At 59.3% G+C, this 14728-nt stretch carries 15 protein-coding genes; 4 read left to right on the plus strand and 11 right to left on the minus strand.

What is annotated here, in order from left to right; translation table 11 throughout:
- Positions 1–49 precede the first annotated feature (49 nt).
- Both FIV05_RS00400 and FIV05_RS00405 read right to left on the minus strand, forming a co-directional pair.
- Positions 50–694, minus strand: coding sequence for a ceramidase domain-containing protein (locus FIV05_RS00400; protein ID WP_152511761.1), 645 nt, complete (start codon positions 692–694; stop codon positions 50–52).
- A 39-nt stretch (positions 695–733) separates the two neighbouring features.
- Positions 734–1960 (minus strand): PLP-dependent aminotransferase family protein, encoded by a 1227-nt coding sequence (locus FIV05_RS00405; RefSeq protein WP_152508299.1) that lies wholly within the window; start codon positions 1958–1960, stop codon positions 734–736.
- 187 nt (positions 1961–2147) lie between these two features.
- Between FIV05_RS00405 and moaB the strand changes: the two genes are divergently transcribed.
- A complete protein-coding gene (gene moaB, locus FIV05_RS00410) occupies positions 2148–2705 on the plus strand; it encodes a molybdenum cofactor biosynthesis protein B (RefSeq protein WP_152508300.1) in 558 nt (185 codons plus the stop codon).
- A gap of 53 nt (positions 2706–2758) precedes the next feature.
- On the opposite strand, the gene FIV05_RS00415 is transcribed toward moaB, so the two are convergent.
- Complete coding sequence (locus FIV05_RS00415) at positions 2759–3454, minus strand: glycosyltransferase (protein ID WP_152508301.1); 696 nt, start codon at positions 3452–3454, stop codon at positions 2759–2761.
- 368 nt (positions 3455–3822) lie between these two features.
- Between FIV05_RS00415 and FIV05_RS00420 the strand changes: the two genes are divergently transcribed.
- From FIV05_RS00420 to FIV05_RS00430, 3 genes are all read left to right on the plus strand, one after another.
- The gene (locus FIV05_RS00420; protein WP_173013733.1) at positions 3823–4665 is read left to right on the plus strand and encodes a transporter substrate-binding domain-containing protein; all 843 of its coding nucleotides are present in this window, start codon (positions 3823–3825) and stop codon (positions 4663–4665) included.
- A 155-nt stretch (positions 4666–4820) separates the two neighbouring features.
- Positions 4821–5933 (plus strand): PA0069 family radical SAM protein, encoded by a 1113-nt coding sequence (locus FIV05_RS00425; protein ID WP_286202319.1) that lies wholly within the window; start codon positions 4821–4823, stop codon positions 5931–5933.
- Between the two features lie 45 nt (positions 5934–5978).
- On the plus strand, positions 5979–6629 hold the full coding sequence (locus tag FIV05_RS00430) for a ribonuclease HII (RefSeq protein ID WP_152511762.1): 651 nt from the start codon (positions 5979–5981) through the stop codon (positions 6627–6629).
- Positions 6630–6832: 203 nt separating this feature from the next.
- Here FIV05_RS00430 and FIV05_RS00435 read toward each other — a convergent pair whose 3' ends face one another.
- From FIV05_RS00435 to FIV05_RS00470, 8 genes are all read right to left on the minus strand, one after another.
- Complete coding sequence (locus FIV05_RS00435) at positions 6833–7312, minus strand: F0F1 ATP synthase subunit B (protein WP_023001967.1); 480 nt, start codon at positions 7310–7312, stop codon at positions 6833–6835.
- Between the two features lie 10 nt (positions 7313–7322).
- On the minus strand, positions 7323–7883 hold the full coding sequence (locus tag FIV05_RS00440; RefSeq protein WP_023001968.1) for a F0F1 ATP synthase subunit B: 561 nt from the start codon (positions 7881–7883) through the stop codon (positions 7323–7325).
- Positions 7884–7964: 81 nt separating this feature from the next.
- Positions 7965–8189 carry a F0F1 ATP synthase subunit C gene (locus tag FIV05_RS00445; protein WP_006935776.1) on the minus strand — a complete coding sequence of 75 codons (225 nt, stop codon included), beginning with the start codon at positions 8187–8189 and terminating at the stop codon, positions 7965–7967.
- 70 nt (positions 8190–8259) lie between these two features.
- Positions 8260–9009 carry a F0F1 ATP synthase subunit A gene (locus FIV05_RS00450; RefSeq protein WP_023001969.1) on the minus strand — a complete coding sequence of 250 codons (750 nt, stop codon included), beginning with the start codon at positions 9007–9009 and terminating at the stop codon, positions 8260–8262.
- A 53-nt stretch (positions 9010–9062) separates the two neighbouring features.
- The gene (locus FIV05_RS00455) at positions 9063–9449 is read right to left on the minus strand and encodes an AtpZ/AtpI family protein (RefSeq protein WP_023001970.1); all 387 of its coding nucleotides are present in this window, start codon (positions 9447–9449) and stop codon (positions 9063–9065) included.
- A 212-nt stretch (positions 9450–9661) separates the two neighbouring features.
- A complete protein-coding gene (gene smc / locus FIV05_RS00460; RefSeq protein WP_152508304.1) occupies positions 9662–13120 on the minus strand; it encodes a chromosome segregation protein SMC in 3459 nt (1152 codons plus the stop codon).
- Between the two features lie 87 nt (positions 13121–13207).
- Positions 13208–13843: a thioredoxin domain-containing protein gene (locus FIV05_RS00465; protein ID WP_023001972.1), complete on the minus strand. Its 636-nt coding sequence runs from the start codon at positions 13841–13843 to the stop codon at positions 13208–13210.
- Between the two features lie 364 nt (positions 13844–14207).
- Positions 14208–14717 carry a DciA family protein gene (locus FIV05_RS00470; protein WP_152508305.1) on the minus strand — a complete coding sequence of 170 codons (510 nt, stop codon included), beginning with the start codon at positions 14715–14717 and terminating at the stop codon, positions 14208–14210.
- Positions 14718–14728: the final 11 nt, after the last annotated feature.

The raw sequence follows: 14728 nt of genomic DNA on the forward strand, positions 1-14728 counted from the left end.
CGGCCTGTCCGCGAGGATGATCTGCAATTTCGTGAATACTCTGTGTGATTTAACCGGCGCGCTGCCTGATGAGAACCCGTAATAGCAAAAACAGCACGACCCCGTTCAGGATATGCCACAGGAAATGCGTGCCAATGGCAAGTTGATCGCAAACCGGGCCGTCCAGCGTCCGGAATGTCAGTGAAACGGCGAAGACGACACCTGTCAGCAACACCTCACGCCCGAGCTGCGCATTCTTGCGAAGAAACAGTGCCCCCACCACGAAGATCGCCAGCAGCGCAGGCACATAGCCTGCAGATGAGCCGACCAGCGGCGCGACCGCGCGCCCGGCAAAGGGCGTGACGGCGAAAAACACGATAACGATGCCTAGCGCCGCCCACCAGGACAGCCCCAGAAACCGGTTCAGCGCCGCAAAGAGATAGACATGGATAAACAGCGCGATCGGGATGACATCGGCAAGGCTCGCCCCACGTGTCGCGAAGGTGTGGAACAGGAACGACCCCAGGCCGGTCACGAAGACGATGCCGATCAGGATCAGGGCAAAGAGATCGTCCGGTGTCTTGCGGCGCCAGAGCATGTATCCGGCAATGGCCGCGATCAGGAAAGCCGCATTGGTGAGCGCATTGAGCGGCTCGGACCAGAACTCCGGCCCGATCCGCTCACAATAATTGTCCAGCTTGTCGGTCAGCGCCATCGGCTCCAACACCCGCCCCTGCTTCTTCCCTCGAAGGACTTACAACTTGGACGTGACAGTTTCGGTAATCAAGCGGCCAAGCCTTGAAATACCTTCTTCGATTTTCTGATAGTCGTTGCAGGAGAAGCTGAGCCGGAGGGTGTTTGCCCCGGTGCCATCTGGATGGAACGCGCGGCCGGGAACGAAGGCGACGCGCGCCGTTTCGATCGAGGTTTCCAGCAGCGCTGCCGCGTCCATCCCTTCGGGCAGAGTCATCCAGACGAACATGCCGCCGTCCGGGCGGGTCCAGCTGACACCAGCCGGCATGTGCCGCTCAAGCGCGGCCAGCATTGCATCGCGCCGGGACTTGTAGACCGCATTCGTCTTTGCCGTATGCGCTTCAAAGACATTTTCGGCGACCCGGGCCATGGCTTCCTGGTTGAGCACCGGCGAGTTCAGGTCACTCGCCTGCTTGATCAGAACCAGCCTGGAGATGACATCAGCCGACGCGCAGATCCAGCCGAGGCGCAATCCCGGTGAGAGCGACTTGGAAAAGCTGCCGCAGTAAAGTGTGCGGGCGTTGTTGATCCCCCCCGAGGCTTCGCAATCAAGCGCCAGCATCGGTGGCAACGGTTCGCCGTCATAGCGCAGCGCTTCATAGGGCGAATCCTCAATGACTGCACAGGAGAGTTCTCCGGCCAGTGCCAGCAGGCGTTGTCGCTCGGCCAGATCCACCGTCAGGCCCGTGGGGTTGGCGAAATCGGGAGAAAGATAAGCGAACTTGATCCGTCCGCCCTTTTCGCGCGCAGCTGCAGCATAATCTTCCGCAGGGCGGTTGGCTCCAGGGTCAAGCCGGTCGTAACCGGGCTCATAGGCATTGAAAGCCTGCAACGCGCCCAGATAGGTCGGCCACTGCACCAGCGCGGTATCGCCTTCCGTCAGGAACAGTTTGCCGATGTAATCGAGCCCCTGCTGAGACCCGGAGGTGACCAGAATATTCTCCGGCCCGCACGCGACGCCAAGGCGGCGCATGTGGCTGACGATCCAGTTGCGCAGGCGGGCGCTGCCTTCGCTCATGCCGTATTGCAGTGCGCGGCCCGCGTCCGGACCTGCCAGAATTTCCTGATAGGCTGCCTTGAACGCTTCGGCGGGGAACAGAGCCTGGTCGGGAATACCGCCGGCGAAGTTGATCACATCCGGCTGGTCCAGCAGTTTCAGCAGTTCACGGATTTCCGAGGCGCGCATGCGGCTGGCGCGTCGGGCGTATAGGCTTTCCCAGGTTGTCATTGTTGGCTCGTTGCATTTTTGGATTGGTTATTTAAGTCAATAATACTGACCTAACTTTTTTGCAAGTGTCTCAATCTTGTTATTTTTTGTAATTTTATTTCAAAGTCAATTTGACGCGACAGTTTGCTTGCTGCCTCTGGAAGCCATTGCGGCTATTGCCTATGTCTGGAGAGCAAAGGAGTTCGCCATGTCCCGTCTCGATGAAACCCGTCCGTTCATTCCGCTTAAAATTGCTGTGCTGACGGTATCGGACACGCGCAAGCTGGAAGAAGACCGCTCCGGCAATACGCTGGTGGACCGGATCGAAAAGGCAGGACATACGCTTGCAGACAGACAGATTGTCACCGATGACGTTCCGGCCATTCAGGCGGTCGTCAAAAGCTGGATCAATGACAAGGGCGTGGATGTAATCGTCTCGACCGGCGGCACCGGCTTTACCGGCCGTGACGTGACGCCGGAGGCTATGGAGCCTCTGTTCGAAAAACGCATGGACGGCTTTTCAGAGGTCTTTCACCGGATCTCCTACGACAAGATCGGCACCTCCACGATCCAGTCCCGTGCGACCGGCGGCGTCGCCGGGGCGACTTACATTTTCGTGCTGCCCGGTTCCCCGGGCGCCTGCAAGGACGCCTGGGACGGTATCCTGAAATGGCAGCTGGACTATCGTCACATGCCCTGCAATTTCGTGGAGATCATGCCCAGGCTGGACGAGCACCTGAAGCGCGGCAAGCTGCGGGAGGCGTGAGCGCCACCACACAGAAGAAGAGCGTGTCCGCCCAGAACCTTGCAGTGCCTTGTTCAGCCGTGCAGCTTGACGGCAACACTTGCTGGAATGCGCAGGGTACCGACGCAAAAGCGTGCGAAGGCCTGGCGGAACCTGGAGAACATCCCTTCCCGCTCGGGTTCACCCGAAGAGACGGCGGCAGCCCGCAGGAACACCATCCGCCCGCGTCCGATACGCTTGGCGATATCGAGATCTTCCAGCTCCGGCAACGGCCGATGGCCGCCGAGCTTCTGATAAAACTGTCTGGAGATCAGCAGGCCCTGGTTGCCGTAAGGCATGCCAAGGAGTTGGGACCGCAAGGCCGCAAAAGACTCGCTTACCCGCGCACTGAGCCCGAAAGCCTCATAGCGAAGGCGGAAGCTTGCGGCGGTCCGTGGACCGTTGGAGGCTCGCGCTGCCCGCTCGGTGAAGGCCTGGGCCTCATGATGCCAGCCGCTTTCCAGAAGCGTTTCCGGCCGCAGGAACAATAGCCAGTCACCCCGGCTCGCCATGGAGGCGCCATAGGCCAGGCGTTCGCTGCGGGAAGCATTGCCCCGGCTGATCCAGACACACCCGGCCGCGTCGGCAACCTTCTCGGTATTGTCCGACGATCCACCATCGACCACGATAACTTCGCGGATAACGCCTTCCGCAGCTGCCGGCACCAGGGCCGAGAGCGCGTGAACGAGCTCGGTTTCGGAATTTCTTGTCGCAATGATGACGCTGATCATGAACTCAAGTTTTACATGATTTTTTTTAAAGTGCGAGTGTCGCGGGCGAAGCGGGAGCTGTTTTTTGTTGGGGTTCTTAACAAACTCCAATAATCGGACACCAACTTTCGCGATATATATCGCCGGGTAATGTCTACTTTGGTTGCATGAGAAGAAAAGATCGGGCGAAAGCTGTAGCAGTACCTCTTACCCAGTTGTCATGGTGCAGCGAAAAGTTGCTCCAGTGTGAAACCGATCGGTATCCATTTGACGGTTTTCAGGAAAATAGCCCCTCTTCGGCAAATGGAAGTGCCGGATTTCATGTTATCTTAAGAGTGCATACCAAAGCTGAAAGCTCTTACTTCGACCAGAACCCAAGCGATCGCGCTATGACGACACCTGATCAAAAGCCAACTTCAGGCGCAGGATACCTGACGCAGACGCTCGGCCGGATTTTCACGGGGCTCGCCGGGTTTTTCCTGTCACTGGCCTTGCTGGCCGGGGCAGCATCGGCCCGAGACCTGGTGGTTCTGGCAACCCCGGAAGAGCCATACAAGTTTCTTGAAGACGGGACCTACAAGGGTATCGACGTCGAAGTTCTTGATGAAGTCATGCGCCGTCTCGGCCTTTCCTATTCGCTGGAACTGGTCGAATCCGGAACCCGCATACAACAGGAAGCGCGCGCCGGACGGGCGGACATGCTGTTGTTGTTTTCCAAGAAGCCGGACCGGATGGAGTACCTGAACTATCCGGACGAAAGCTATATCGACATCAGCTGGAGCTTCTTCATCCGCGCCGAAGATGCCGGGACAATCCGTTTCGAAGGGTACGACGACCTGAAGGGGTTGCAGATCGGTATCACGCAGGATTTCGCCTATACGCCGGAGTTCCTCAACGCCGGCCTCGATTTTCAGACGGTCGCCAGCAACAATCTCCAGATCGGCATGCTGTTGGCAAAGCGTGTCGATGCCGTTCCCATGAACACCATCAGTACGCTCTACGAGGAAAAGAAGGCCGGGAGGCTGGACCAGTTGGCGACGTTACCCCTGCCGCTGATAACGAAGCCCTACTACAACGTCTTTGCCAAAGCCTCTACCTACCCGGACATCGAAAGCCTTCCCGGACGCTACGACGAAACCATTCGCGAGATGCAGTCCGACGGGACGCTGGATGCGATCCTGGTCAAATACCTTGGCCGCCGGCCAGGTCATGATGACCGTGGCGGATCCTGAATTCCAGCCTGGTCTGAAGTCCACCATCTTTTGAAGGCGAAAACCCACAAGGTGTAAACAGCATCTTGCGTCGCGTTGGCGTCGTGATAATGTTCTTGTTATGTTCCATTTCGTAACCTGGACGTTCTCGCGTGCCCTTCAGCCCCCCCGATGAGATTTCACGACCAGCCGACGCAGCCGGCCTTGTACCCGATGTCCACTCCGTTGCCGAGCACAGGCGGCGAGGCCGCGCGGCTGCGCTCAATGCCTCCGGCCGCTTCGAGAAATTAACTCGTGAATGTTTTGACGATGGCTGGGAAACCCTTGAAGACCTGCCGCCACTGAAAACCCAGGTTCAGGAAGAGCGTGCGCGCACAATCATCACCCGAAACGAGTCGCCGGATATTTCCTTCGACCGCTCCATCAATCCCTACCGGGGCTGCGAACATGGATGCATCTACTGTTTCGCCAGACCGAGCCACGCGTTCATGGGGCTGTCTCCGGGCCTGGATTTCGAAACCAGGCTGTTTGCCAAACCCAATGCCGCCCAGTTGCTTGAACGTGAACTTTCCCGCCCCGGTTATCAGCCGCGCGTGATCGCCATCGGCACCAATACTGATCCCTACCAGCCGATGGAACGCGGCTACAAGCTTATGCGTGAGATCCTGGAAGTGCTGGACAATTGCTCCCACCCGGTTGCGATCGTCACCAAGTCCGCCCTGGTCACGCGAGATATCGACATTCTATCGAGATTGGCAGAACGAAATCTGGTGAAGGTTGCCTTGTCGGTCACGACGCTCGACAAGAAGCTCTGCCGGGCCATGGAGCCGCGTGCGTCTGCACCCCACAAAAGGCTTGAGGCCGTCCGGGCTCTCTCCGAGGCGGGCATTCCCACGTCCGTAATGATGGCGCCTGTGATCCCGGCCCTGACAGACAGCGAAATTGAAAACGTTCTGGAAGCGGCAGCCGAGCATGGCGCGACGGAGGTCGCCTACATCCTTTTACGGCTTCCCCTGGAAGTGTCGGAACTCTTTCGGGACTGGCTGCTGCGAGAGCGTCCGGACCGTTACCGCCATGTGATGAACCTGATCCGCGCCATGCGCGGCGGCAAGGACTATGACGCCAAATGGGGCGAGCGCATGCGCGGGAGAGGTCCTTATGCCGACCAGATTGCCAAACGGTTCTCGCTGGGGGCAAAACGTCTTGGCCTCAATCTGCGTCGCCGAAAGCTCAACACCGAGGCCTTCGTCCAGCCGCAAAAAGGCGGTGTGCAATTGGACCTGTTTTGAAGCCAGATCTTGAGAAACTTGCTGCCGGACGGCAGGGTGCTGTTCATGACGTTCAGCCCTTCCCTCTTCGATCTTGCCTTTCCCGATAGCCCGGACCTTGCCATTGAGCGCAAGCACGCGAAATCCTTTGACGGTCGGCTCTGCGGCGTTGACGAAGCCGGTCGCGGCCCCTGGGCTGGGCCCGTGGTCACGGCCGCGGTTATCCTGGATTACGACCGGATACCTGTTGGCCTCAATGATTCCAAGAAACTGACCGAAGCCCGGCGAGAAGAGCTTTTCGAGCAGATTGTTGCTACAGCCCATGTCTCGCTCGCCAGCGCCTCACCGGCAACGATCGATGCTGTCAATATTCGCACCGCGACCCTGTTGGCCATGGTGCGGGCCGTCAATCACCTGCCACTTGTTCCCGACTACGTTCTTGTCGACGGCCGAGATGTGCCGCATGGGCTGAAACAGGCCGGACAGGCATTGATCAAGGGCGATGGCCGCTGCCTGTGCGTTGCGGCTGCCTCTATCGTTGCGAAGGTGACAAGGGACCGGATGATGGTTCACCTCGACGCCAGTTTTCCGGACTACGGGTTTGCCCAGCACAAGGGGTATGGCGTGCCGCAACACCAGGCAGCCCTGGAACGCCACGGGCCGACCGTTCATCATCGCCTCAGTTTCAAGCCGGTCAGGCTGGCTGCAGGGTCTTGAGGTTCCGGACATAACGGGGTCGGTCTGGACGGCAGGAAATACGCCGCAAGTCAGCGACACTCCCATGCTTTCCAAAGCGTCAAGGCCAACCGGGAATGGAGTTCGCTGCCGATTAGTGCCAATTATCGAGCGCATTGCCTGCCGCAACAAAAAAGCGGCCCCGAAAGGCCGCTTCTTCAATTCGTCAGCAGAGTGGACCGAACTTAGTTCAGCCGCTCCTTCACCTGCTCAATGCTCTTGGCGAGGATGTCGTCGGCGACTTTATCCTTCACCTTCGCTGCAAGGATTTCCTCGGCAGCGGCAACGGCAATGTCAGCGGCCTTGGCACGGACTTCGGCGACTGCCTGGCTTTCGGCCTGTGCAATCTTGTCTTCCGCAGCCTTGGTACGGCGAGCAATCATTTCTTCCAGAGCCTGGCTGGTTTCGAGCGTAAGGCGCTCGGCTTCCGAGTTGGCTTCTGCGATGATGGCTTCCGCTTCGCTTTCGGCTTCATGACGCTTGCGCTGATACTCGGACAAGAGAGCCTGGGCTTCTTCACGCATCTTGCGTGCGTCTTCCAGTTCCTTGCGGATGGTTTCTGCGCGTTCGTCCAGTGAACCGTTGATCTTGGCCGGAACCTTGACGTAGAAAATCACGACGAAGAACAGGATAAGACCGATCAGGGCCCAAAATGTAGCATCCATGACGGTCTCCTCAGTTCATCGCCGACTTGAGCGCCTTGGTCAGGTCGGTCTTGGTCGGAGCTTTGCCCATCAGCTGCTCAACGAGCGCTGAAGCGGTTTCTCCGGCAATATCCCCGATCTGAGAAAGGGCATCGGTCTTGGTTGCAGCGATCTGTGCTTCAGCCGCTTTCAGCTTCCCGTTCAGCTCGGCTTCCGCCTTTTCGCGGCGAGCTTCATGATCTGCCTTGAGCTTGGTCCGCGTCTCGTGGGCAATGCCATGAGCCTTGTTGCGGGCCTCGGCCAGCGCCTGCTCGTAAGCTGCGATCGCAGCGTCGGTTTCTTCCTGCAGCCGGTTGGCTTCGGAAATATCACCGGCGATACGGTCCCTGCGGTCTTCCAGAATGCCTGCGATCCGCGGAACGGCCACATTCTTCATGATCCAGTAGAACACGCCGAACGTGATCGCGAGCCACAAGAGCTGGGAGGCGAATGTGGTGCTGTCAAAAGGCGGGAAACCCGCGCCATGCTCTGCGGCCGGCACTTCTATGGCTTCGTGCATGCCTTCTGTGGTCGAGTGAGTTTGGCCTGCCATTTCCAGTCTCCTAAATCCGGCTGGGCGGCGCTAGAGAGCGCCGCCACCGGAGTCGCATCGATAGTCGCTAAGGTTTAGCGATTAAGCGAACAGGAGGATCAAAGCCACCAGCAGGGAGAAGATGCCCAGAGCTTCCGTCACGGCGAAGCCGAAGATCAGACGGCCGAACTGGCCATCAGCAGCGGACGGGTTGCGCAGAGCGCCTGCGAGGTAGTTACCGAAAATGTTGCCAAGGCCGATGCCTGCGCCGCCCATGCCCAGGCATGCGATACCGGCACCGATGTATTTTGCTGCTTCTGCTTCCATGACACGTGCTCCTAAATGGTGTTTGCAGATTGCTCACTCGCGGCGCAATGGCCGTGTGATTGGGTTACCCTCAGTGTGAAGGATGAATGGCGTCGTTCAGATACATGCAGGTCAGAACGGTGAAGACGTATGCCTGCAGGAACGCGACCAGGAATTCCAGAGCCGTCAGGGCAACCGTCATTCCGAGAGGGAGAATGGATCCGAAGATACCGACCGCACCCATCGCGCTAAGGCTGACGATGAATCCGGAGAACACTTTCAGCGTGATGTGACCGGCGAGCATGTTCGCGAAAAGACGAACGGACAGGCTGATCGGGCGCGAAAGGAACGAGATCACCTCGATCAGCGTCACGAGCGGGATCAGTGCACCGGGCACGCCGCTGGGGACGAAGAGCTTGAGGAACTTCATGCCGTTTTTCATGAAGCCGTAGATGATCACGGTAAGGATCACCAGCATCGCCAGGGCGAAGGTCACGATGATGTGGCTGGTGATGGTAAAGAAGTACGGGAACATCCCGAACAGATTGGCAACCAGAACGAACATGAAGAGCGAGAACACGAGAGGGAAGAAACGCATCCCTTCCGTTCCTGCTGAACTTCGCAATGTTCCGGCAACAAACTCATACGCCATTTCCGAAATCGACTGCAGGCGGGTCGGAACGAGTCCGCGGCCGCTTGTCGAGAAAATCAGGAATGCAGACGTCGCCGCCACGGTCAAAACCATGAACAACGAAGAGTTGGTAAAAGAGAAATCCATGCCCCCGACTTCAATCGGGAATAGCGTCTGGATATGGAACTGATGGATCGGATCGTTCGCCACCGGCCAGCCTTCTTCGTTCGTTCATATCAATGCGCCAGAAGGCGCGACAAATTCTATTTCGATCTGTCGTTCTGAACGTCTTTTTCGCGCTGGACCTTGGCATCCGGCTGCTCGACGACACCGGCCGCGCGCAGAACGTTCAAGACCCCGGCTACGAAACCCAGCAACAGAAAGACAATCAGCCCGAAAGGCGACGTCCCAAGCCACTGGTCGGCAACCCAACCAATCCCGGCCCCCACCAGCACGCCGGCGATAAACTCCGAAGAGAGTTTCATTGCCTGCGCGTATCCGGATGAGCTGCTTTGCGACTTCCGAGCGGTCTTTTCTTCAACCACCCTTATGTCATCAAGCTTCCGGTTCAATTGAGCCCGCCGTTCCGACAGACCTGCTTCCGGGGAACCAACCGCCCGATCCTTGTTATCGCCGTTTTGCGAAGACATGTTCTTAAGTCCTCAGCTTGCGCCGACATGCTTGATCCGACAACTGGGGAGCCCCCTAAGCCGCGCGCACCATAGTCGGCACCTCATGCCGTGTCAAGAAGCCTGCACTAAACTCTATCCATTTGAAAAATATAGATCTTTTCTGTTTCCACAGAATCAGCCAGACCTAAGTTGCATAAGGTTTTCGCGGCAGTGCCGCACCAGACGCAATCTTAGCCAGTTTCGCGGAATCGCTCTGCCGTCTCCAGATCGACCGAAACAAGCTGGGAAACCCCGCGCTCGGCCATCGTCACGCCGAAGAGACGGTTCATGCGCGCCATGGTGATCGGATTGTGCGTGATCACCACAAATCTGGTTTCCGTGCTCTTGGCCATCTCGTCCAGGAGATCGCAGTAACGCTCTACGTTCGCGTCATCCAGCGGTGCATCGACCTCGTCGAGCACGCAGATCGGCGCAGGGTTGGTCAGGAACACCGCGAAAATCAGGGACATGGCCGTGAGCGCCTGCTCACCACCCGACAGCAGCGTCATGGTCTGTGGCTTCTTGCCGGGAGGGCGCGCAATGATTTCCAGCCCCGCATCCAGCGGATCATCTGAATCGACCAGCTGGAGCTCCGCCGTGCCGCCGCCGAAAAGATGAGTGAACAAGCGCTGGAAATGACCGTTGACGATCTCGAAGGAGGCGAGCAGACGTTCGCGCGCCTCGCGATTGAGATTCGAAATCCCTGTTCGCAGACGACGAATCGCCTCGATCAGGTCATCACGCTCCGAGGTCAGCGTGGTCTTCTGATCGTCGATTTCGCGCAGCTCTTCTTCCGCGCGCAGGTTGACGCCGCCAAGCCGTTCGCGCTCCGCCTTCAGCCGTTCCAGCTTGCGCTCCATGGAATCGGGATCCGGCAGCGGTGCGCCGTCCTTGAGACCCGCGATTTCCGGCAATGCCGTTACCGCAACCTCCAGGTCCTCGTCGATCCGCCGCTCCAGGTTCTGCTTGCGGTCGCGGGCGGCTTCCAGCCGTTCCTCGGCGCGAATCTTCTCTTCTCGTGCGCCCGCCATTGCTTCCATCGCGGCCTTGGCTGCACGGTCGACGTCGGCAAGATCCAATTCCGCCTGCTGAAGCTGATCGTCGCGCGCCTTCTTTTCCTCTTCTGCCTTGGCAATGGCGGAAAACACGTCGCGGCGCTTGATCTCGATGTCTTCGGGCGCCTCGATCAGCTCGGCCCGCTCTTCTTCCGCTTCTTCACGCCGTTCCTGCAATATTGAAATCTGCTGGGCGGCATTGGCAGCACGGGTCTTCCAGCCGTCATATTCCCGGGCGATGGCTTCAAGCCGCCTGTCGCGCATCTGCTGTTCGCGGGCAAGACCCTCGGCAACGGCCCTTGCCTCGGCCAGGGCGCCGCGCGCGGCCGCGACCTGCCCCTGCAATTCTTCGATACGATCGCGATAGCTGGTTCCGTCTGGCGCTTCTTCCAGGCGTTCTTCGGCCTCTGCCAGCTGTTCACGTGCCAGCTCGGCCTCTTCACCAAGACGCTGTGCCCGGTCCTGCGCAGCTTCCAGCTTGGCGGCGAACTGAGAAACGGCCCTTTCCGCCGCAGCCAGGGCTTCGCGCGCCGCGGCTGCCTGACGCTGGCCGTCACGAACCTTGCCCCTGGCCATCTGTTCAAGTTCGACGGACTGCCGAACCCTTGTAGCGGCACCTTCCAGTGCCTGCTGACGATCCTCAAGCTCGCGCCGGGCCTGCTCGATTTCATCTCCGAGTTCAGCAAGGCGGTTCTTCTGCGCCAGGCGCTGTGCCGCCGGTGTCGGCGCATTGGCCGCGATTACGAAGCCATCCCAGCGCCACAGGTCGCCTTCCACGGAAACCAGACATTGCCCCGGTTTCAGGGTCGTGCGCAGGCCTGGCCCGTCGGTCTGGTTGACAAGGCCGATCTGGCGCAGGCGGCGGCTCAGCTCGAAAGGGGCTTCAACCACCTCGGCCAGACTGCGGGTTCCTGCCGGCAAGGCCGGATCGCCATCATGAGAGAGGACACCCCCCCAGCGAACAGCAGCAGCTTCTTCAAGTGAGGCATCAAGGTCTTCACCAAGTGCCGCCCCCAGAGCCGTTTCAAAGCCCTGCTCCACCTGGATCTGCTCGACAACCGGCGTGTGATCCTGTTCGGAGTGAACATTCAGCACCTGCTCCAGCGTCCTTGCCTCTGTCTCGAGGCCCTGCAGCATCTGGCGGGCATCACCAACGGGTCCACGTGCGGACTGTTCCTGTTCGCGCGCTTCGCGGGTCGCGGTTTCGGCTTCTTCCGCGGCAGCTTCCGCCTCCAGAAGAGCTTCCTCGGCCATCTCCAGCGCTTCCCGGTTCTCGGAAACGCCGTCCTGTTCGGCCATGCGTTCGTTGATTTCCTGCAGAGCCTTTTGAGCGTCCTGCGCCTGGGCTAACAACCGGTCCGAGCGCTGGCGGCTTTCCGCGACTGCCCGCTCCAACTGGCGGCGTTCGGCGGTTGCACGCGCTTCGGCAGCGGTCAGGTCGGACAACTGGTTCTCCAGCTTTCCCACGGTCTCTTCGGCCTCGGCCACCTTTTCACGAGCGCTTTCGGTGCGCTCCTGCACCATCTCGTTTTCTTCCAGAAGCTCTGCGCGTTCTTCCGACAAGCGCTCCAGAACCTCGTCGTTCTCGGACACCATGGACTGTTCGCGCCGGATATCTTCCGCCAGCTGCACCAGGCGGCGCTCCAGATCCTGAAGCTTTTCCTTTACCCGCCGTTCTTCCGCGTCCAGTTCGTTGCGGGCGATCACCAGCCGCTGCAATGTGGCGCCCGCCTTGGCCGCATCCTCGCGCAGTTCGGGCAGCTTGTGGGCGGCGATAGCCTGGATGCGGGCGCTTTCCGCCTGCAGACCGGTGGCTTCGTTCACCTGCTTCTGGGCTTCGGCAAAATGGCTTTCGGCCGTTCCCAGTGCATCGCGCGCCTCGGTCCAGCGGATGTAGAGGATCGAGGCTTCGGCCCCGCGGATTTCAGACGACAGGTTACGATAGCGCGAGGCCTGGCGAGATTGGCGGCGCAGATTGTCGAGCTGGCTGTCGATCTGAACGAGGACATCCTCCAGCCGCTCCAGGTTCTGCTCTGCGGCGCGAAGGCGAATTTCCGCCTCATGCCGGCGCGAATGCAGACCGGAGATACCGGCGGCTTCTTCCAGGATCTGCCTGCGGGAGGTCGGTTTGGCGGCAATCAGCTCGCCAATCTGCCCCTGGCGCACCATGGCAGGTGACCTGGCACCTGTGGATGCGTCGGCGAACAGAAGCTGCACGTCACGTGCACGCACATCCTTGGCGTTGATCTTGTAGTTGGAGCCCTGCTCGCGCTCGATACGGCGGCTGACTTCAAGCGCATCGGCATCATTGAAGGCGGCAGGCGCCGTACGGTCCTGGTTTTCCAGGTAGAGCGTCACTTCCGCGGTGTTGCGCGCCGGGCGGTTCAGGCTGCCGGAAAAGATGACGTCGTCCATGCCGGACGCACGCATGTTCTTGTAGGAGTTTTCGCCCATCACCCAGCGAAGGGCCTCGACAAGATTGGACTTGCCGCAGCCATTCGGCCCGACCACACCGGTCAGGCCGTTGCCGATGATGAACTCCATCGGTTCGACGAAGGATTTGAAACCGACAATGCGGAGCTTGGAAAATTTCATTGGCGCCCGTGCCTCCTGGACACGGACACCTGAAGATCACGGGATTGATCGGCGCATACCGAACAGACCGGCGGACAGACCGCCAGTCTAGAGGTTTGCGTCAATAAGTTTGCCCATCTCTTCAATCGAAAGCGCCCCCGAGTGCTTTTCGCCATTGATGAAGAACGTCGGGGTGGAGTTCACGCCAAACTCGTTTGCACCGCGGTTTTTCACCGCATCGATGGCGTCGAGCAGACCCTGGTTCCCCAAGCATTCCTCAAAGGACTCTTTTGTAAAACCTATCTGCTTGGAAAAGTCGAGCATGGATTGGTACGGATTGTCGGTAAACGCCCAGGTCCGCTGTTGTTCGAACATGATGTCCACAATCTCGAAATACTTGTCCGCAGGAGCGCAGCGGGCGAGCATGAATGCGCCGGCCGCAACCGGATCCAGCGGGAACTCGCGGAAAATGAAGCGAACCTTGCCGGTATCAATGTAGTCGGCCTTCAGGGCCGGATAGGTACGCTCATGGAAATTGGCGCAATGTCCGCAGGTCATGGATGCGTATTCCACAATCGTGACCGGCGCGTTTTCGTCGCCAAGGATCTTGTCGCCCAGCGGGCCGGGTTTGACCAGCTCGTCCTGGTCGACTGCCTGCGCAAGAGCCAAGCTCGAACCGGCAAGGCAGAATGCGGCCGTCGCCAGGGCAGTGGTTTTGAGAAACTGTCTACGGGTCTGGGTCACGAAGATCGTCCTGTCACATTAATCAAGCGCTGCACCGGCCGGTGCGTGGATCGAAGCACATCCTGTCGGATATCCTGGCCGATCGGTTTAATTGATACCGGGCCACCCTATTTGCGTTCAGCTGAATGCAGGATGAACCAGCTTGCCGCTTTCTGTGCCCTCTCGGGCAGGCGGCGTCAACAAAGCTTATCAAATGTGGCAGGAGCGAGGACGGTCAAAGGCTATCGAATACTGGCAGCCACCCTTGACCCATCGACACCAACACAAGGGAAATCCTGAGTTCTTCGATATCATGCCAAAGTTGGCGGCACGTTTGCCAATGCCGGTTTCACAGAGTTGTTATTGGAAGAAGTAACGTGGGCCGTCAGGCCGCATCTTCTGCGCTGCGGGCAATAACCTGGGCGCCAAGCTTCCTGAGCGCCTGCCGCAGGCGGTCGTTCTCCACCCCCTCCAGCCGCGCTTCGAGCTGCTGTTCCTCGGTTTGCGTCAAGTCGCGCAAGGGCTTCTTGCGCACGGGCTGCTTCACCAGAACCGGCTTCTGCAAGATCTTGATGCGACCGATGGCCCGCCAGCCATAGAAGGTATTGATACGCTCGATCACCTGGGCACTGTCATGAGACAGCATCAAGGCTGTCGCCCCGTCGGTGTGCACCACCAGCGTCGCCGGTTCCGGCGGGTTTTCCGGATCGCCGCGTTCAGGCTGCCGCGGCCAGATCAGCCTGTCCGGCTGCACGCGCGTGCCGTAACGCTCACCGACAATATCGGCCCAGGAGGCAATGATATCGACGGACGCAAATCCACGCTTCCGGCAAACAGGCGTCATCGCCTTGCCGACAAGATCGGCCAGCGATTTCACCCCCTTCGAGGCGTGCACGGGATTTGCCT

The sequence above is a fragment of the Labrenzia sp. THAF191a genome (genome assembly GCF_009363335.1).
Classification (GTDB): Bacteria; Pseudomonadota; Alphaproteobacteria; order Rhizobiales; family Stappiaceae; genus Roseibium; species Roseibium algicola.

Bases quoted from the DNA above. Each gene is read 5' to 3' on its own strand.
- FIV05_RS00400 (WP_152511761.1), bottom strand. From the start codon at position 694: ATGGCGCTGACCGACAAGCTGGACAATTATTGTGAGCGGATCGGGCCG.
- FIV05_RS00405 (WP_152508299.1), bottom strand. From the start codon at position 1,960: ATGACAACCTGGGAAAGCCTATACGCCCGACGCGCCAGCCGCATGCGC.
- moaB (WP_152508300.1), top strand. From the start codon at position 2,148: ATGTCCCGTCTCGATGAAACCCGTCCGTTCATTCCGCTTAAAATTGCT.
- FIV05_RS00415 (WP_152508301.1), bottom strand. From the start codon at position 3,454: ATGATCAGCGTCATCATTGCGACAAGAAATTCCGAAACCGAGCTCGTT.
- FIV05_RS00420 (WP_173013733.1), top strand. From the start codon at position 3,823: ATGACGACACCTGATCAAAAGCCAACTTCAGGCGCAGGATACCTGACG.
- FIV05_RS00430 (WP_152511762.1), top strand. From the start codon at position 5,979: ATGACGTTCAGCCCTTCCCTCTTCGATCTTGCCTTTCCCGATAGCCCG.
- FIV05_RS00435 (WP_023001967.1), bottom strand. From the start codon at position 7,312: ATGGATGCTACATTTTGGGCCCTGATCGGTCTTATCCTGTTCTTCGTC.
- FIV05_RS00440 (WP_023001968.1), bottom strand. From the start codon at position 7,883: ATGGCAGGCCAAACTCACTCGACCACAGAAGGCATGCACGAAGCCATA.
- FIV05_RS00445 (WP_006935776.1), bottom strand. From the start codon at position 8,189: ATGGAAGCAGAAGCAGCAAAATACATCGGTGCCGGTATCGCATGCCTG.
- FIV05_RS00455 (WP_023001970.1), bottom strand. From the start codon at position 9,449: ATGTCTTCGCAAAACGGCGATAACAAGGATCGGGCGGTTGGTTCCCCG.
- smc (WP_152508304.1), bottom strand. From the start codon at position 13,120: ATGAAATTTTCCAAGCTCCGCATTGTCGGTTTCAAATCCTTCGTCGAA.